The sequence below is a fragment of the Citrobacter sp. wls619 genome, from assembly GCF_005281345.1.
Lineage (GTDB): Bacteria > Pseudomonadota > Gammaproteobacteria > Enterobacterales > Enterobacteriaceae > Citrobacter.
Genome location: NZ_SZXJ01000026.1, coordinates 67,892 through 85,185 on the forward strand (window position 1 = coordinate 67,892; position 17,294 = coordinate 85,185).

A 17,294-nucleotide genomic window follows, 5' to 3' on the forward strand; every position below is an offset into this window, starting at 1 on the left:
CGGAATGTTAATTTTTTGTTTTGTGAGTGGGTGAATTGTATTATGCGCACCGATATTGGTTAATACCTGAGCGCATAATTGCGTGCTGGAAACTCAAGGATTGATTCATGGACAGATTGACCCCCATTCGCTGTTGGCCTGCCATCATCTCGATTGTTATTACGCTGACCATCTGGTTTGTTATCCCATGTCCAGCAGATGTCACCCCCGAGGCGTGGCATCTGCTGGCGTTATTTATCGGTACTATCGCGGCAATTATTGGTAAAGCCATGCCTATCGGCGCGATTGCGATTGTGGCAATTATGCTGGTAGCCATGACCGGCGTGACGCACCCCGGTAAACCCACCGCGGCGCTGAGCGATGCGTTAAGTGGCTTCTCCAACCAGCTTATCTGGCTGATCGGCATCTCGATTATGTTGTCGCAAAGCTTGTTGAAAACGGGGCTGGGCGCGCGTATCGGCTATGGGTTTATTGCTTTGTTTGGCAAACGAACGTTGGGTATCGCCTGGGCGCTAACGCTGGCAGAAACGCTGATAGCCCCCGTAACCCCAAGCAATACCGCGCGCGGTGGCGGTATTATTCACCCGGTGATGCGGGCGATTGCGGAAAGTCTGGGCTCTCAACCCGGTGACAAAGAAAACGGCGCTACAGGTCGTTACCTGGCGCTGGTGAACTACAACATTAACCCGATCAGTTCGGCGATGTTTATTACCGCTACCGCGCCAAACCCGCTTATTGTGAGTTTTTTGACCAAAGGGACGGATGGGGTGCTGAATATGACCTGGGGAATGTGGGCGATTGCGGCGCTTCTTCCTGCCGTTGTCTCCCTGGTCGTGATGCCTATTGTCATCTGGTGGCTCTATCCGCCCGCTATTACACGCACACCGAATGCGCCAGAGTTTGCCCGGGAAAAACTGGGGGCACTCGGTCCGTTGTCGCTGGCTGAAAAAATCACCCTCGCGGTTTTCGCTTTGCTGCTCTGCCTGTGGGCGGGGGTACCTGCCATGCTGATGGGCAGTACCTGGGCCGTTAACCCCACCAGTGCGGCGCTCATTGGCTTGTCTGTTCTGTTAGTGACAGGGGTATTGAGTTGGGACGATATCCTTAAATGTCGCGGTGCATGGGATACGATAGTCTGGTTTGCCGCACTGGTTATGATGGCGGATTTTCTCAGCAAACTGGGTCTGGTGGGGTGGCTGGCGACGAGCGTTGGTAGTGCAATTGACCATCTCGGCGTGCACTGGAGTATCGCCACGCTGTTGCTGATCCTGCTTTATGTCTATTCACACTACTTTTTCGCCAGTACCACTGCACATATCACGGCCATGTTCGCGGCTTTCTTCGCTGCCGGATTAGGCCTCGGTGCTCCACCGGCGCTGCTCGGTCTGATGCTGGGCTTCTCCTCCTCGTTGATGATGTCGCTCACGCACTATGGTACAGGGACTGCGCCAATCATCTTTGGTTCGGGTTACGTTACACTGGCTGAGTGGTGGAAAACGGGGCTGGTGATGAGCGTGGTCAACCTGACCATCTGGGGTGTCACGGGGGCCTTCTGGTGGCACTGGCTGGGATACTGGTAAAGCGGGTAGGTATAAGAAGGGGAGCGATGCTCCCCTTTTAACAACTTAGGCCTGTTTAGCGGCTTCAGCGGCTTTAACGATCACGGCGAAAGCGTCTGCTTTCAGAGATGCACCGCCAACCAGCGCGCCGTCGATGTCCGGCTGAGCGAACAGTTCAGCAGCGTTAGCGGCGTTTACGGAACCGCCGTACTGGATGATCACTTGTTCAGCGATTTTCGCATCAGCTTTAGCAATGTGGTCACGGATGAATTTGTGGACTGCCTGAGCCTGAGCAGGCGTTGCAGATTTACCGGTACCGATAGCCCATACAGGTTCGTAAGCGATAACCACGCCTTCGAATGCTGCTGCGCCCTGAGTTTTCAGTACCGCGTCAATCTGGCGTGCGCAAACCTCTTCAGTTTTACCTGCTTCGTTTTCTGCTTCGGTTTCACCGATGCACAGAACCGGCGTCAGACCCTGCTCTTTCAGCACAGCGAATTTCTTCGCGATCAGCTCGTCAGACTCTTTGTGGTAAGTACGACGCTCAGAGTGACCGATAATGATGTACTGCGCGCCGATATCTTTCAGCATTTCAGCGCTTGTTTCACCGGTGAATGCGCCAGACAGGTTCAGGTCAACGTTCTGCGCGCCCAGAATGATGTGGCTACCGGCAGCGGCGTGTTTCGCCAGGTCGATATACATTTCCGGTGGAGCGATTGCTACTGCACAGCCAGCAACGCCAGCCAGTTCTTTACGCAGGTTAGCAACCAGTTCGTTTACCATGTGGCGGCTGCCGTTCAGTTTCCAGTTACCCATCACTAAAGGATGTCGCATTTCATTTCTCCACGCTTGTCAGCGAATTAAGGAAGATGGCCGCCCATCAGGGCAGCATGGTCTGTGAAACAGTATAGAGATTCGTCTGCGGAAAGGCTTTGCTTTTTGTCATCAATTCGCTTTCTCAAGACTTTCTGATAGTGCCAGCTTAATCGGTTCAACAGCGAAGGTCAGCCCCTTTTCGCCGTTATCTGCAACAACATAGCGAATTGCGCCTTCCGTTTCGGCGTAATAGCGCTTACCTTTGCCGGCAGCGAGCAGTTTTTGCAGCTTTTTCTGGCTTTGCTCTTTTGTCAGTAGCGGCGCGACGGTGCGAATGACGGCGGTCATGTATTCCAGCGCTTTCGCTTTGGCCGCCTTTTGTTCTGGCCCCTGAATCGGCAGCCAGGTTATCTGCATGCTTTTGATTTTTAAGGTGCCGCGTTCAAGGGCGGAGGACGCGTACAGGTTTTCATTGATTTTACTGGCGGCACGGGTGAGATTTGCCCGATCGCGGCTGCTGTCGATGGCACGGAATTCATTCAGAATAAGCTTCGGATTCTGCGTATTAAAGTTTTCGCGAAACTGGCTAATCGACAGGTCAAAGGTCGGCGCACCCGCCAGTAAATAGGGGGCCGTAGTTGCCGTCGATGGCGCTTCCGCCAGTACCGCTGTGCTCGCGGTTAAGGCTGAAAACAATAATAAAAACAGTGTCAATCCTTGCTTCATCAATCGTACCTTTCATTCTCACTGCTCACGATTAAAACGGTAACCGTCGGGCTTGTCAAAAGGGTAAACTGTTCTGGAAGGTAATAATAAAGGAATCTACATGACCATACAGCAGTGGTTATTCTCATTTAAAGGGCGTCTTGGACGCCGTGATTTCTGGATTTGGATCGGTCTGTGGATTGTCGGAATGCTGGTTTTGTTTTCGCTGGCGAGTAAACAATTGCTCGATATCCAGACGGCGGCATTTTGTCTGGTCTGTCTGCTGTGGCCGACGGCTGCAGTCACAGTAAAACGTCTGCATGATCGGGGTCGCTCCGGCGCGTGGGCGTTCCTGATGATTCTTGCATGGATGCTGCTGGCCGGAAACTGGGCAGTATTGCCCGGTGTCTGGCAATGGGCGGTAGGCCGCTTTGTACCGACGCTGATTCTGGTGGGTATGCTTATCGATCTGGGCGCGTTCGTTGGCACCCAGGACGCAAATAAATACGGTAAGGACACGCAGGACGTAAAATACAGAGCTGACTCGTAGGCCGGATAAGCGTGAGCGCCATCCGGCAAGCCCTTACCAGTAATGTTCAGCGGTCATATGGCCCGGTCGACGGCGCAGATGTTTGGTCATCTGCCGGGTTTCTTTCAGCAGTTGCTGCGTGTCGCGTACCATTTGCGGGTTACCGCAGAGCATCACATGACTGGTTGCTGTATCCATGGGTAGCCCAACTGCAGCTTCCAGCGCGCCGCTTTCAATCAACGCCGGAACTCGCCCGGTTAATGAACCTGCGGCGGTTTCACGGCTGACCACCGTCTGGATACGTAATTTACCTTCGTAGCGTTTTTCCAGGTCCTGCATTAACGGCAGATAGCTTAAATCGGCGGCATAGCGGGCGGCATGGACCAGCACCAGATTTTTAAAACGGTCCAGATCTTTGCCCAACTGCAGAATCGATAAATATGGGCCGATAGCCGTACCGGTTGCCAGCATCCACAGCGTGTCGCAATCGGGGACTTCATCCAGCACGAAGAAACCGGCTGCTTCGCTCACTACCTGGATTTCGTCGCCAGGTTTTAGCGCCGCCAGTCGGGGGCTGAGTTTTCCGTCAGGAACCGTCACCAGATAGAACTCTAAATCGGGGTTATCAGGCGCATTCACGTAGGAATAGGCACGCTGGACACGCTCGCCGTCGATTTCGAGGCCGAGCTTGGTAAACTGGCCTGCCGTGAAGGGAAGAACCGGAGCTCGCACGGTCAAACTAAATAAGGCATCGGTCCAGTTCTGTACCTTAGTGACTTTGCCTGTTACCCAATCTGCCATGGTTTTCTCCTGTCTGCTGTGATTGCCTTATCTTCGTTCGTTGCACGAAAGATTTCCAGCCCAGATGGGCTGGAAGGCTCTATTGATCAAATCAATTACAGGATATGCGTCTGTACATCCGGATCTTTGCGATCGAGGTAGTGGATGGACTGAATACGACGGATCGTACGTGATTTCCCACGGATCAGCAGTGTTTCGGTAGTGGCAATATTACCTTTGCGGCTAATTCCTTCCAGCAGATCGCCTTTGGTGATCCCGGTTGCTGAGAAAATAACGTTGTCGCTGCGGGCCATTTCATCCAGACGCAGCGCTTTACCTGCCTCAATACCCATCGCGGCGCAGCGAGCCAGCTCCTGTTCGCCGATACGACGGTTCTCTTCGCTGTCGCCTTTGACGTCATGGCGAGCCAGCAGACGGCCCTGCATGTCGCCATCCAGTGCGCGGATAACGGCGGCAGAGACGACACCTTCCGGTGCGCCACCAATGCCATACAGCACGTCAACTTCACTGTCTGGCATGCAGGTCAGAATAGACGCGGCCACGTCGCCGTCGGGAATCGCGAATACGCGAACGCCCAGCGCCTGCATTTCGGCGATGGTTTCATCGTGGCGTGGTTTCGCCAGAATGGTGACGGTCAGTTCGCTCAGCGGTTTGTTGAGCGCGCTGGCGACATTACGCAGGTTCGCTTCCAGCGACAGGTTCAGGTCGATTGAACCTTTGGCGCCAGGGCCGACAATCAGCTTTTCCATGTACATGTCCGGCGCGTTCAGGAAGCAACCCTTGTCGCCGACAGCCAGTACCGCCAGCGCATTCGCCTGGCCCATTGCCGTCATGCGTGTACCTTCGATGGGATCGACGGCAATATCAACAGCATCGCCCAGACCAGTTCCGACTTTCTCACCGATAAACAACATGGGGGCCTCGTCGATCTCACCTTCGCCAATCACGATGGTGCCGTCGATGTTGACCTGGTTGAGCATAATACGCATGGCGTTCACCGCCGCGCCGTCAGCGGTGTTTTTATCGCCGCGACCCAACCATTTATAGCCAGCCAGTGCAGCCGCTTCGGTCACGCGTGAAAATTCAATGGCAAGTTCTCGTCTCATTGCAAACTCGTAGCAGAAAGGAATGGCGCGAAGTGTAGCACAGGGGAGGGGGAGCGATTATTGATGTGTGTGCGGGGTTGCCCCCGCACGAAGATATTGCCGGATAAGGCACAGTCGCCATCCGGCAATGACGTATTACTCGTCGTGATCTTCCCACGCCAGAGCGCGTTTGACCGCTTTTTTCCAGCCGCTGTAACGGAAGTTACGTTCGGTGGTTTCGATGCCAGGACGGAATTCACGCTCAATGACCGCTTTTTCCTGCAGCTCATCCAGATTCTGCCAGAAGCCGACAGCCAGACCGGCCAGATATGCCGCACCCAGCGCGGTCACTTCGCGAACTTCCGGGCGCTCAACGCGTGTGCCGAGAATGTCTGACTGGAACTGCATCAGGAAGTTGTTGGCAACTGCACCGCCATCCACGCGCAGCGCGTGCAGACGAATACCGGAGTCCGCCTGCATTGCTTCCAGCACGTCACGCGTCTGATAAGCGATAGACTCAAGTGTTGCACGGATGATGTGGTTGGAGTTTACGCCACGGGTCAGACCGAAGATGGCGCCGCGTGCATACGGGTCCCAGTACGGTGCGCCCAAACCGGTGAACGCCGGAACAACGTATACGCCGTTGGTGTCTTTCACTTTGGTGGCGAAATACTCTGAGTCGAATGCATCGCTGATGAGTTTCATCTCATCACGCAGCCACTGGATGGACGCACCCGCCATGAACACGGCACCTTCCAGCGCGTAGTTCACTTCCCCGGTCGGGCCACAAGCGATAGTGGTCAGCAGTCCATTTTCTGACTTAACGGCTTTCTCGCCGGTATTCATCAGCATGAAGCAGCCAGTACCGTAGGTGTTCTTCGCCATCCCTTCCTTCACGCACAGCTGGCCGAATAGTGCAGCCTGCTGGTCACCGGCGATACCGGAGATAGGAATACGTGTGCCGCCTTTACCGCCAATGTTGGTCTGGCCATAGACTTCAGAAGAACGGCGCACTTCCGGCAGCATGGCACGCGGAATGTCCAGCGCATCCAACATCTTGTCGTCCCAATCCAGAGAATGGATGTTGAACAGCATGGTACGTGAGGCGTTGGTGTAATCCGTGACGTGTACGCGTCCCTGCGTCATTTTCCAGATAAGCCAGGTGTCTACGGTACCGAACAGCAGCTCGCCGCGACGAGCGCGCTCACGCGAGCCTTCTACGTGGTCGAGGATCCACTTCACTTTGGTGCCGGAGAAATACGGGTCAATGACCAGACCGGTGTTGTTACGGATGTACTCTTCCATGCCGTCGCGCTTGAGCTTCTCGCAGATATCTGCAGTACGACGACACTGCCACACAATGGCGTTATAGATTGGCTTACCGGTTTCACGTTCCCAGACAATGGTGGTTTCACGCTGGTTGGTAATACCGATCGCGGCAATTTCATCGGAACTGATATCGGCTTTCGCCAGCACTTCTACCAGCGTGGAGCTTTGGGTTGCCCAAATTTCCATTGGGTCATGTTCTACCCAGCCTGCTTTCGGATAGATTTGCTCGAATTCGCGTTGCGAAACGCTAACGATATTCGCATCGTGGTCCATTACGACCGCGCGGGAGCTGGTGGTGCCCTGGTCGAGCGCAACGATATATTTTTTTTCAGTCATCATTTTTGTCCCGTAGTCACATTACTGCGAAGCTTTTTGTTGAGTGTTGGTCGCAACGTCTTTTTCTTCAATCGCGCAGACATCGCACGGTAAATGGCGACCAATCAGTTTGCGATATGCCCATGCGCCTAAAATCGCGCCGGTAATCGGGCCAAACACCGGAACCAGGAAGTAAGGGATATCACGACCACCCGTGAATGCAATCTCACCCCATCCGGCCATCCAGGCGAAGAGTTTCGGTCCGAAGTCACGTGCCGGGTTCATCGCAAAACCGGTCAGCGGACCCATGGAAGCACCAATAACGGCAATCAGTAAGCCGATCAGCAGCGGTGCCAGCGGACCACGCGGTACACCGTTACCATCGTCGGTCAGTGCCAGAATCAGCCCCATTAGAATAGCGGTAATGACCATTTCAACCGCGAAGGCCTGCACAAAATTGATATGCGGGTTTGGATAGGTGGAGAACGTACCTGCCAGATTGAGGCTTTCTACACTACCGCGCACGATATGGTTCGTTTGTTCGAAATCGATGAAAAGATTGTAATAAAGCCCGTAAACCAATGCCGCTGCGCAAAAGGCGCCAGCAATTTGCGAAATAATAAAAGGAACGACTTTGCGTTTGTCAAAACACGCAAACAGCCATAGTGCGATTGTGACTGCTGGATTCAGGTGTGCGCCAGAAACGCCTGCTGTCAGATAGATAGCCATGGCTACCCCCAGACCCCAGATGATACTGATTTCCCACTGACCAAAAGTAGCACCAGCCACTTTGAGTGCAGCGACACAACCCACACCGAAGAAAATCAACAACCCGGTACCGAGGAATTCAGCAATGCACTGGCCTTTCAAGGTTGATGTTTGACTCATAATCGGATCCTGAAGAGTTTAATGTTTATTGTATGCGAGAAGGTCACTGACATCCCCGGAGCCGGTAGGCACACTGTTAATTTATCGTTAACGCTCAAAAACGAGAAATATCGAAATTAAAATGTGTGTACTCCATCAACAAAATGAGCGTTTTCGCGCCATTGCGCGGTATTTGTTATACAAAAATAGTGTGAGCTGAATCATTTCACCGAACATCCTGTTAACACTTAAGAGTTATGACAGTTATGTCACCAGGACAAAGATTAAAAGTGTTGCAAACCGCAATCTGCGCGGGATGCCGCTGGACAGGGATGGCGCGGCTTCATACAATCGGTGTTAAGTAGTGTGCGCTCGTTTTTATTAAGGCGTCGCCGGTTATCGGGACGAGGATTTTTATCCATCAACGCCTTGCAATTCAGGAGAGGTATGACGATGTCATTAGAAGTGTTTGAGAAACTGGAAGCAAAAGTACAGCAGGCGATTGATACCATCACGCTGTTGCAGATGGAAATCGAAGAGCTGAAAGAAAAGAATAACTCACTGTCGCAGGAAGTTCAGTCTGCACAGCAGCAGCGTGAAGAACTGGAGCGTGAGAACAACAGCCTGAAAGAACAGCAGAGCGGCTGGCAGGATCGTCTGCATGCCCTGCTGGGTCGTATGGAAGAAGTCTAATTACGCTTCATCTTTCGCGCCGTAGCTGTGTTGGCTGCGCTCAGTTACCCCGGTCACGTAGTTTACTACGCTCCTGGGGATACCTTCGTTTGCCGCCTTGCTACAACACGAAATCTTTCGCGTAATCGCTCCTCTTTGTAGGCCGGATAAGGCGTAAGCCGACATCCGGCAATCAGCGACAACGTATAAAAAAGGCACCTTGCGGTGCCTTTTTGATCACTCGATATCGAGCGGGTCTTCGGAGAGGATTATCCCGGTGTTGTCGGCGTACAGGTGGTCGCCGGAGAAGAACGTCACGCCGCCAAAGTTGACGCGCACATCGCTTTCCCCAATGCCTTCACCTGAAGCGCCTACCGGAATTGCGGCAATCGCCTGAATGCCAATATCCAGTTCTTCCAGATCGTCTACCTGGCGTACTGAGCCGTAGATGACCAGACCTTCCCATTCATTCTGTACGGCCAGTCTTGCCAGTTCGGCATCGACCAGCGCACGACGGACAGAACCGCCGCCATCGACCAGCAGAACACGACCACGGCCGTTTTGTTCGAGCAGATCGTACAGCAACCCGTTGTCCTCGAAACATTTTACCGTGATGATTTGTCCGCCAAACGACGCCCGTCCCCCAAAGTTAGAGAACAGCGGTTCCACGACGTTGACATCTTCCTGATAGATGTCACAAAGCTCGGATGTATCGTATTTCATAGGCTTAACGTTCAGTTGCTGCGAGAATTTTTAGTATATCGCGCTATGTGTACTGTTGGCAAAATCATCAATTGTTAATTAGTGTCCAGATCAACAACCATTCATATTTTTCATCGAAAAACAGATAATTACTGATTTTTAAAACAGCCGATAATGACCTGTGATTACCCGTATTTCCCTCTGTAAGGTATCCCCGGAAGATTGCTGGAGCATAAAAGAAAGCCCTATGAGAACGATCAGATTCACCAAGCCGTGCAGATGGAACTCCCCGTTCCTGATGCCGGCAAACGCCTTGAATATGCTGATAGTGTCGTTAATGGGTTGCGGCTGCGCGTTACGTCTAGTGGCAGCAAAAGTTTTTGTGTGTCCCAAAGCGTGACGGAAAATTTTACCGTGTGACGTTGGGCAAGTTCCCGGATATGACTATTGAGCAGGCCAGAGAGCGGGCATATGGTTTGGTGGCCCGTTCAGGCGTGAAGAAAAAGGCAGTAAAGCCCAGATTTATGGGCACGTGTTCTGCGTGCTGTCTATCGCTATGCATATGATAGCTACCGTGATAAAGATGGTGGGAGATTGTTACTGGATCCGCCCACAACCATTTTAAGTACAAAAATGCTTTGGAATGGAAATACACGGAGAACAACTAAAATCAGAAATAATGATTTAGGCAACTGGCTCAAGGTCCTTGATACCGTAAGACAATGGGCTATAGCAGGCTATAAAACTGATGTGTTGATGGGGGGAAGCCCAACCGTACGGAAATGTACGCTAAGAAAGTAAACTTATGATTTAACTCTATAAAATTGTTGAATTATTGGTTTGATTTACGTTGATTTGATGACCTGGTACGCTCGTATTGCAAGTAAGCGTGTTTGGGAATAGCGACGAGTATTGCAGGCAGTCTGCTAAGTGGTCTTTATTTTCAACAGATCTGCCTGCCAATTCGATTTACCTCTGCTGCTGGTTGTAACCAACCGGGCGGCTCCAGTCATCGTCGTATTTGATATTCCCTTCGATATAAAACCACTCAATGCCTGAGTAGGTGATGGCGATATTTTCCATCATGCCCGGAGTGTGGGAACCCGGCATATAAGCATGAGCAGCATTGACGGACATGATTACGATGTTGTTAAGCGTAATTCGGTAAATCTCGTATTCGACACCCGCCTCGTTGATGTCGTAATAGTGGATTACTGCCTTTTGCAGTCGCTTACTTTGGCAGACTGCAACTGCAAAATATGGCGAGGTCTTATCAATCTCTTTGTGCAGGGTAAAAGCGTTGTGTTCGCGCGAACCCATCAGCTTACCAGTGTTGCGGCATGTGTTTTGGTACACACCGTAACTGCTGTTCATGATTTCAATTGCACCCTCACGGCCCAGCGCCATGCAACTGCCTTTGATCAGTTGTCCATTTTCATCATAAATATACATATAAGCTGGTAATGACATTTATAGATCTCCTTATTTTGTGCTTAATATTTTCCCATTTCTATCGATGAAAAAGTTGTAACGGTAATTCTTTCCGTTCAATGTGTATGAAGCCGCATAGATATAGCCCGGCGTTATCGGTATTTTTAAGCACGTTTCAGGGTAAGAGAGAGCTACATGCGAATTTTCCGCCAATGTCTTGTATTCATTTCCCTGCTCAGAATAAACGCCGTATCGGCTCAGAACGTCCGATTTATTAACAGAGAAGCAAAGCGAATTATTTATAATAGGGAAACTACGCCATGGGGGAACGCTATCGCCAGCGCCACACCCAGCCAGCGCAAAAAAGGCAGGAATGAGAAAGTAACGTTTCAATGCGGGAACCTCCCTAACACTTTCTCATAGCGGGATATGAGGCTAAGGACGGGTTCAGATGGATCGTAATCCTTGAGGCGATACAAATCAGAGCGGCTGCCGAATCCATACGTTTTAAGCAGCCAATAATCAGCCACCATTGCAGCCTGCTGCTCTAAGCCGTAATCCAAGAGTATGGCCTTATCCAAGGTGTAATAGTAATCAACTGCCCAAGAGAACAAGCCCCGCATCCTTACCATCATCCCGTGCAGATGCTGCCAGACGTGCATCATTTCATGTAAAAAAAGATGCTGCCCACCAACGCGATCGTTATTAACATGCGGCTGTGAAAAGTCAGGCTCATAAGTACCTTCCTGAAAGTACAATTCGCCGTTGGGCGTCATGGCGTAGTTGTTCTTTTGGAGGTTGAAAGGTAGATAGCTGCTGCGGTGGATCCAGACTTCGTTATAGCGGATGGTGAAAGCGTAGAGGGTACGGGCTAAGTTAATCTCACCAAGCGTTAACAGCCGTAACCCGCCCCGGTCAATATCGTTCATTTCCCTTATCATTGGAGACATCATCCATTGGTAAAAATACCTTAATACGCCTTAAAGTAAATTTTTTCCTGTTAAAAAATGCGGGAAATATCCGACATTGTCACAAACTGCGACTACGCCGCTTCTACCGTTAAGCCCCCTGGTTTAGGGAGCAACCGTACGAGATCGTACGGTTGGGCTTCAGACCCCGTGATCGGTTAAGTAAGCTGGGAAACGCTGATTTTAGTACTTATAGGCCACGGTGTTTACCGTTCGTTGGTATCCCCGAGGTATCCCCGAAAAATATAAAAACATGAAAAAACCTCGCGACCCTCTATTGTAAGGGTTGCGAGGCGTTATGCGGTTCTAAAAATTGAAATTATTAATTGATATTTGTCAGTTAAAGAGACCACTGGCTTAAGAAAATTCCAACAACAAACAGTAGGTTAGTCAATAGTGCCGCTTTTACGGTGCGTTCCAGCATTGGGCGCATTGCTGCCGGGTCCATCTCGCGCATCACGTAGCGTGCCTGTTTAATCAGCAGCGGTGCGGCGAGGATAAACAACCATCCCCATAAACTTTGCAGCGAGAACAGGTTAAACAGCGCCAGACAGACCAGCGTGCCCATCAGCAGGCAGGCATGGTAGCGGCGGGCATTAACCGCGCCTAAGCGCACCACCAGCGTGTTTTTGCCATTCTCTCTGTCGCTGTTGATATCGCGCAGATTGTTAACGTTGAGTACGGCAGTTGCCAGCAGGCCACAGGCGGTTGCCGGCAGGATTAACGCCGGAATCAGCGTATGCGCCTGCAGGTACCAGCTCCCCATCACGCTGAGCCAGCCGAAGAAGACCAGCACGGAAATATCACCCAGACCGATATACCCGTACGGACGATTACCGACGGTATAGGTGATAGCGGCGATAATCGACAGGCCGCCGAGAATCAGGAAGCCGACAAAATCCGCCAGTGTGTGACATGCCACCGCTACCAGCGCCAGGCCGGACAGGCAGATTAAGACCACGGTGACAATCAGCGCACGCTTCATCTCCTGCTGGGTAATAACGCCTTTTTGCATGCCACGCAGCGGTCCGATGCGGTCGGGTTTATCGCTGCCTTTGACGGCATCGCCATAGTCGTTAGCGAGATTGGACAGGATTTGCAGTAGCCCTGCCGTAATTAATGCCAGCAGAGCTACTAGCGGATCGAAATATCCTTGCCACCATGCTAATGCCGTACCGACGATGATCGCCGCGAAGGCGAGCGGTAAGGTCTTAGGTCGTAAACTTTCCAGCCAGGCTTGTGAGCGGCTAATTTGTTGTTGTTCAGTCATATTTAGCGCCAATAAAAATGGGGCTTTATCAGCCCCATCAACAGTGATGAAAATGCATTGAACGCGATTATAGGATAAAACGGCTCAGATCTTCATCTGCGACCAGCGCATCCAGATGTTTGCTCACATATTCGGCATCAATTGTGATGCTTTGACCGTTCAAATCGCTCGCATCATAGGAAATATCTTCCATCAGACGCTCGAGCACGGTATGCAGACGACGCGCACCGATGTTTTCGGTGGTTTCGTTAACCTGCCAGGCCGCTTCGGCAATGCGCTTAATGCCCGATTCGGTAAAGTTGATGTCCACACCTTCGGTTGCCATCAGCGCTTTGTACTGCACAGTGATAGAGGCATTCGGTTCGGTCAGAATGCGCTCGAAATCGCTGGTGGTCAGTGCCTGCAGCTCGACGCGAATCGGCAGACGACCCTGCAGTTCCGGGATCAGGTCAGACGGTTTCGCGACCTGGAATGCGCCAGAAGCGATAAACAGAATGTGATCGGTTTTCACCATACCGTGCTTGGTCGAGACGGTGCAGCCTTCAACCAGCGGCAGCAGGTCGCGCTGTACGCCCTCACGGGAAACATCCGGGCCGGAGGATTCGCCACGCTTACAGATTTTGTCGATTTCGTCGATAAACACGATCCCGTGCTGCTCAACGGCGTCGATAGCTTCTTGTTTCAGCTCTTCCGGATTGACCAGTTTGGCCGCTTCTTCTTCAATCAGCAGCTTCATCGCATCTTTGATTTTCAGCTTACGCGGCTTTTGTTTCTGACCGCCCAGGTTCTGGAACATGGACTGCAGCTGGCTGGTCATCTCTTCCATTCCCGGAGGCGCCATAATTTCTACGCCCATCGGTGCGGCAGCGAGATCGATTTCAATCTCTTTATCATCCAGCTGGCCTTCACGCAGTTTTTTACGAAATGCCTGACGCGCAGCAGAAGGTTCCTGAGGCTGCTCTGACTGTCCCCAGTTATTTTTGGCTGGCGGGATCAGTACATCGAGAATACGCTCTTCGGCCATTTCTTCTGCGCGGAAGCGGTTTTTCTCAATTGCCTGAACGCGAACCATTTTGATGGCGGCATCGGTCAGATCGCGGATGATGGAGTCAACTTCTTTACCCACATAGCCGACTTCGGTGAATTTCGTTGCTTCCACTTTGATGAATGGCGCATTGGCCAGTTTTGCCAGACGGCGTGCGATCTCGGTTTTACCGACACCGGTTGGGCCAATCATCAGAATGTTTTTCGGTGTGACTTCATGGCGCAGCTCTTCGTTGAGCTGCATGCGGCGCCAGCGGTTACGCAGTGCAATCGCCACGGAACGCTTCGCGTTATCCTGGCCGATGATGTGCTTGTTCAGTTCGCTGACAATTTCGCGTGGGGTCATTTCAGACATGGGGGATCCTTACGCTTTGGAGTTCAATTCTTCGATGGTATGGAAGTGGTTGGTATAAATGCAGATATCCCCTGCAATATCCAACGCTTTCTCAGCAATTTCGCGTGCGCCAAGCTCAGTGTTTTCCAGCAGCGCGCGTGCCGCAGCCTGGGCGTAAGGGCCGCCGGAGCCGATGGCAATCAGATCGTTTTCTGGCTGGATGACGTCGCCGTTACCGGTGATGATGAGTGATGCCGTTTCATCTGCGACGGCCAGCAGCGCTTCGAGTTTGCGCAGCATACGGTCGGTACGCCAGTCTTTAGCCAGCTCAACGGCGGCCTTAACCAGGTGACCCTGGTGCATTTCCAGTTTACGTTCAAACAGTTCAAACAGCGTGAATGCATCCGCAGTACCGCCCGCAAAGCCCGCAATGACTTTGTCGTTGTACAGACGGCGGACTTTTTTCACGTTGCCTTTCATTACGGTGTTACCCAGTGTGGCCTGACCATCACCGGCGATTACCACATGGCCGTTACGGCGTACGCTTACTATTGTTGTCACGAGCAGACCCCTTGGTTACAAATGCAGAATACAGGCCCCGCACAGGTGTGCGGGGCGTAATGCAAGTATAGATGGGGGAGATTTTGGGGGTTTCAACCCCCAGTGGCGAGTCGAATGCAGTTTGTGTGGCCGGCAACTTTCAGGCGGCTGATGGTGTTGTCGGCATTTTCCTTGCCTTTCACCGGGCCAATCACCACGCGATTCCAGCCGTTGTTGGTGGTAATGCGGGAATTGAAGCCCTCAAAGGCCAATTGTGCACGCACGGTTTCCGCCTGCTCAGCCCCTTTGAATGATCCGCACTGAACCATCCAGCGGCGTTCATCTTTTTTCTCTGCCGTCTGTTTTGGCGGCTGAGTCTCATTCGTTATTGGCGCGGCCGGTTGCGTTTTAGGCTGTGCGGCAGTGGTGTGCGCTGGCGTCTGCAACAGATCCTGGTACGGCTGCTGGGCCGCCGGTTTTGGCTGCGCTTTCGGCTGTTGTACCGGTGCGGTTTGTGCCGTACGCGTTTGCGGTTGCTGGTACGGCTGTTCCGTCGCCCGTGGGCGCGGTTGCTGCGCCTGCTGCTGCGCGTTGTTCCACTGTTGCTGTTGTACCTGACGCTGACGCTGCAGCGTTTGCTGGCGCTGTTCAGGTGTTTGTTCGTTCCACGGTACTTCGTTGAGCTGTGTCGGCTGTTGACGCATATCCGCCTGCATTTGCGCCAGCAACTGGCGCTGCTCATTGGTCAGCTGATCGGCGTTAAGCACTTCGCCGCCTGCAGAGGGTTCGGTAGGCGCACGTACGCCAGGCTGACGGCTTTCCAGCTCTTTGATATAGCGCCAGCGTTCTTCCGGTTTAGGCGGGATGCCATTACCGGTGACTTTCTGGCTTTGCAGCGTCTCGGACTCTTCTTTCTTGTGATGCGTAATGAAGTACAGACCACCGATAAAGGTCACGAGTACGGCTGCAGCAATAGCGACCATCGCGGGGGATACCGCTGGCGTACTGCGTTGCTTTTTCCGTGATGTGCTCTTTTTGCGCCGCGAAGGTGCCGGTTGGCCGCGACGTACATAATCTCGTTGTGCCACTATCGTTTCGCTGTATTTATTCGTTCGTCAGCCCGCCATGTTACTTAAGCGACGGGCCTTTGACCAGACAGGGGAGTCCGAAAGCACTTTACTTTACGTCAGTGCCCGGGTAGTGCCCCGAATTATGAGCTCACAGTCCAGTAAACGTGAACCACTGCTGACGTTCTGTCCTTGAAGCTGATCGAGCAGTAACAGCATAGCTTCACGTCCGATATCGAAACGCGGCTGTGCGACGGTTGTCAGGGGTGGATCACAAAATTCCGTCAGTGAAATATTATCGAAGCCAATGATAGATAAATCATCCGGTACTTTTAAGCCCTGGCGTTTGGCGTAAGAGAGCGCGCCAAGCGCCATCACATCGCTGTGACAAAAGACCGCGGTCGGAGGTTGCGGTAACTCAAGCAGCTGTTTTAACGCGTTAGCGCCCGCTTCATAGGTGAAATCACCGCGCGCGATGAAGTGTGGATCAACGGTAATTCCACTGCGGCGTAGTGCCTGAACATAGCCTTGCAGGCGGTAGTGGCACAGCGGCATATCCTCTGGCCCGGCAATACAACCAATGCGCTTATGCCCCAGCTCCAGCAGATAATTCATCGCGTTAAAGGCTGCAGTGAGGTTATCAATGTGAACGGTAGGCAGTTCCAGCTCTGGCGCAAATTCGTTGGACATGACCATTGGCGGCAAATTGCGCTGTTCTTCCACGCTGGCATCAAACGGCAGGCGTGAGCTGAGCAGGACCATGCCATCGATCTGCTTGGTAATAATGAGGTTAAGAAAAGTCTTTTCCTGCTGATTCTGGTGCGCGCAATCGCCGATAAGTACCAGATAACCTTGTTCTGCGGCAGTGACTTCTATGCCACGAATCACTTCGCTAAAAAAGGGATCGCAGATATCCGGCACAATCACCAGAATGGTACGTGATTCATTACGTTTAACGTTGCGTCCCATTGATTGGGGTAAATATCCCACTTCCAGTGCCGCCTGTTCGACCCGGTTGCGGGTGGACTGAGAGACTTTGTCCGGGTTCATTAATGCGCGGGATACGGTTGCCGTTGAGACTTTCGCCTTCAGAGCAACATCTTTCATCGTAGCGGCGGCAACCTGCTTATTCGGTTTCACTCTTTCTCCTCGCCAGGGCGGCTGGCACAGACTCGTCCCTGGATAACCTTCATCTGAAACATTTTTATCAGATAGTGAATAGAAGCAGTTACAGAATTTTCATAAAAAGTGTGATGGATC

The 17,294-nt window shown here is 52.1% G+C and carries 18 protein-coding genes; 3 read left to right on the forward strand and 15 right to left on the reverse strand.

All coding sequences use genetic code 11. The annotated features are described in order from the left end of the window. The first annotated feature begins 107 nt into the window (after positions 1–107). On the forward strand, positions 108–1,580 hold the full coding sequence (locus tag FDX19_RS02315) for a DASS family sodium-coupled anion symporter (protein ID WP_061066967.1): 1,473 nt from the start codon (positions 108–110) through the stop codon (positions 1,578–1,580). A gap of 45 nt (positions 1,581–1,625) precedes the next feature. On the opposite strand, the gene tpiA is transcribed toward FDX19_RS02315, so the two are convergent. Further along, positions 1,626–2,393: a triose-phosphate isomerase gene (gene tpiA / locus FDX19_RS02320; protein WP_003028783.1), complete on the reverse strand. Its 768-nt coding sequence runs from the start codon at positions 2,391–2,393 to the stop codon at positions 1,626–1,628. Between the two features lie 111 nt (positions 2,394–2,504). Next, positions 2,505–3,101: a DUF1454 family protein gene (locus FDX19_RS02325; protein ID WP_137381457.1), complete on the reverse strand. Its 597-nt coding sequence runs from the start codon at positions 3,099–3,101 to the stop codon at positions 2,505–2,507. 100 nt (positions 3,102–3,201) lie between these two features. Between FDX19_RS02325 and FDX19_RS02330 the strand changes: the two genes are divergently transcribed. Continuing rightward, a complete protein-coding gene (locus FDX19_RS02330; RefSeq protein WP_005121733.1) occupies positions 3,202–3,630 on the forward strand; it encodes a DUF805 domain-containing protein in 429 nt (142 codons plus the stop codon). A 33-nt stretch (positions 3,631–3,663) separates the two neighbouring features. Here the strand turns inward: FDX19_RS02330 and fpr are convergent, their stop codons facing one another. The 4 genes from fpr to FDX19_RS02350 form a co-directional block, all read right to left on the reverse strand. Continuing rightward, positions 3,664–4,410: a ferredoxin--NADP(+) reductase gene (gene fpr, locus FDX19_RS02335; protein ID WP_137381458.1), complete on the reverse strand. Its 747-nt coding sequence runs from the start codon at positions 4,408–4,410 to the stop codon at positions 3,664–3,666. A 95-nt stretch (positions 4,411–4,505) separates the two neighbouring features. Next, the gene (glpX, locus tag FDX19_RS02340; RefSeq protein ID WP_137381459.1) at positions 4,506–5,516 is read right to left on the reverse strand and encodes a class II fructose-bisphosphatase; all 1,011 of its coding nucleotides are present in this window, start codon (positions 5,514–5,516) and stop codon (positions 4,506–4,508) included. A gap of 135 nt (positions 5,517–5,651) precedes the next feature. Further along, a complete protein-coding gene (gene glpK, locus FDX19_RS02345; protein ID WP_137381511.1) occupies positions 5,652–7,160 on the reverse strand; it encodes a glycerol kinase GlpK in 1,509 nt (502 codons plus the stop codon). 21 nt (positions 7,161–7,181) lie between these two features. Continuing rightward, entirely contained in the window at positions 7,182–8,027 is an 846-nt protein-coding gene (locus FDX19_RS02350) for an MIP/aquaporin family protein (protein ID WP_137381460.1), read from the reverse strand. Between the two features lie 426 nt (positions 8,028–8,453). Here FDX19_RS02350 and zapB point away from each other — a divergent pair, with 426 nt between their 5' ends. Continuing rightward, the gene (zapB, locus tag FDX19_RS02355) at positions 8,454–8,699 is read left to right on the forward strand and encodes a septal ring assembly protein ZapB (RefSeq protein ID WP_115259761.1); all 246 of its coding nucleotides are present in this window, start codon (positions 8,454–8,456) and stop codon (positions 8,697–8,699) included. A gap of 216 nt (positions 8,700–8,915) precedes the next feature. On the opposite strand, the gene rraA is transcribed toward zapB, so the two are convergent. The 9 genes from rraA to cytR form a co-directional block, all read right to left on the reverse strand. Further along, entirely contained in the window at positions 8,916–9,401 is a 486-nt protein-coding gene (gene rraA, locus FDX19_RS02360; RefSeq protein ID WP_137381461.1) for a ribonuclease E activity regulator RraA, read from the reverse strand. Between the two features lie 948 nt (positions 9,402–10,349). After that, positions 10,350–10,850, reverse strand: a complete 501-nt coding sequence (locus tag FDX19_RS02370) for a type VI secretion system tube protein TssD (protein ID WP_016155257.1) — start codon at positions 10,848–10,850, stop codon at positions 10,350–10,352. Positions 10,851–10,862: 12 nt separating this feature from the next. Next, on the reverse strand, positions 10,863–11,204 hold the full coding sequence (locus tag FDX19_RS25655) for a putative T6SS immunity periplasmic lipoprotein (protein WP_368666065.1): 342 nt from the start codon (positions 11,202–11,204) through the stop codon (positions 10,863–10,865). After that, entirely contained in the window at positions 11,201–11,752 is a 552-nt protein-coding gene (locus tag FDX19_RS02380) for a type IV secretion protein Rhs (RefSeq protein WP_137381463.1), read from the reverse strand. The genes FDX19_RS25655 and FDX19_RS02380 overlap by 4 nt, the downstream gene beginning before the upstream one ends. Before the next feature lie 367 nt (positions 11,753–12,119). Beyond that, a complete protein-coding gene (gene menA / locus FDX19_RS02385; protein ID WP_137381464.1) occupies positions 12,120–13,049 on the reverse strand; it encodes a 1,4-dihydroxy-2-naphthoate polyprenyltransferase in 930 nt (309 codons plus the stop codon). Between the two features lie 67 nt (positions 13,050–13,116). Beyond that, entirely contained in the window at positions 13,117–14,448 is a 1,332-nt protein-coding gene (gene hslU, locus FDX19_RS02390; RefSeq protein WP_003028803.1) for an HslU--HslV peptidase ATPase subunit, read from the reverse strand. Positions 14,449–14,457: 9 nt separating this feature from the next. Then, complete coding sequence (gene hslV, locus FDX19_RS02395; RefSeq protein ID WP_003028805.1) at positions 14,458–14,988, reverse strand: ATP-dependent protease subunit HslV; 531 nt, start codon at positions 14,986–14,988, stop codon at positions 14,458–14,460. Positions 14,989–15,080: 92 nt separating this feature from the next. After that, entirely contained in the window at positions 15,081–16,055 is a 975-nt protein-coding gene (gene ftsN, locus FDX19_RS02400) for a cell division protein FtsN (RefSeq protein WP_137381465.1), read from the reverse strand. A 93-nt stretch (positions 16,056–16,148) separates the two neighbouring features. Further along, positions 16,149–17,174, reverse strand: coding sequence for a DNA-binding transcriptional regulator CytR (cytR, locus tag FDX19_RS02405; RefSeq protein ID WP_137381466.1), 1,026 nt, complete (start codon positions 17,172–17,174; stop codon positions 16,149–16,151). Positions 17,175–17,294: the final 120 nt, after the last annotated feature.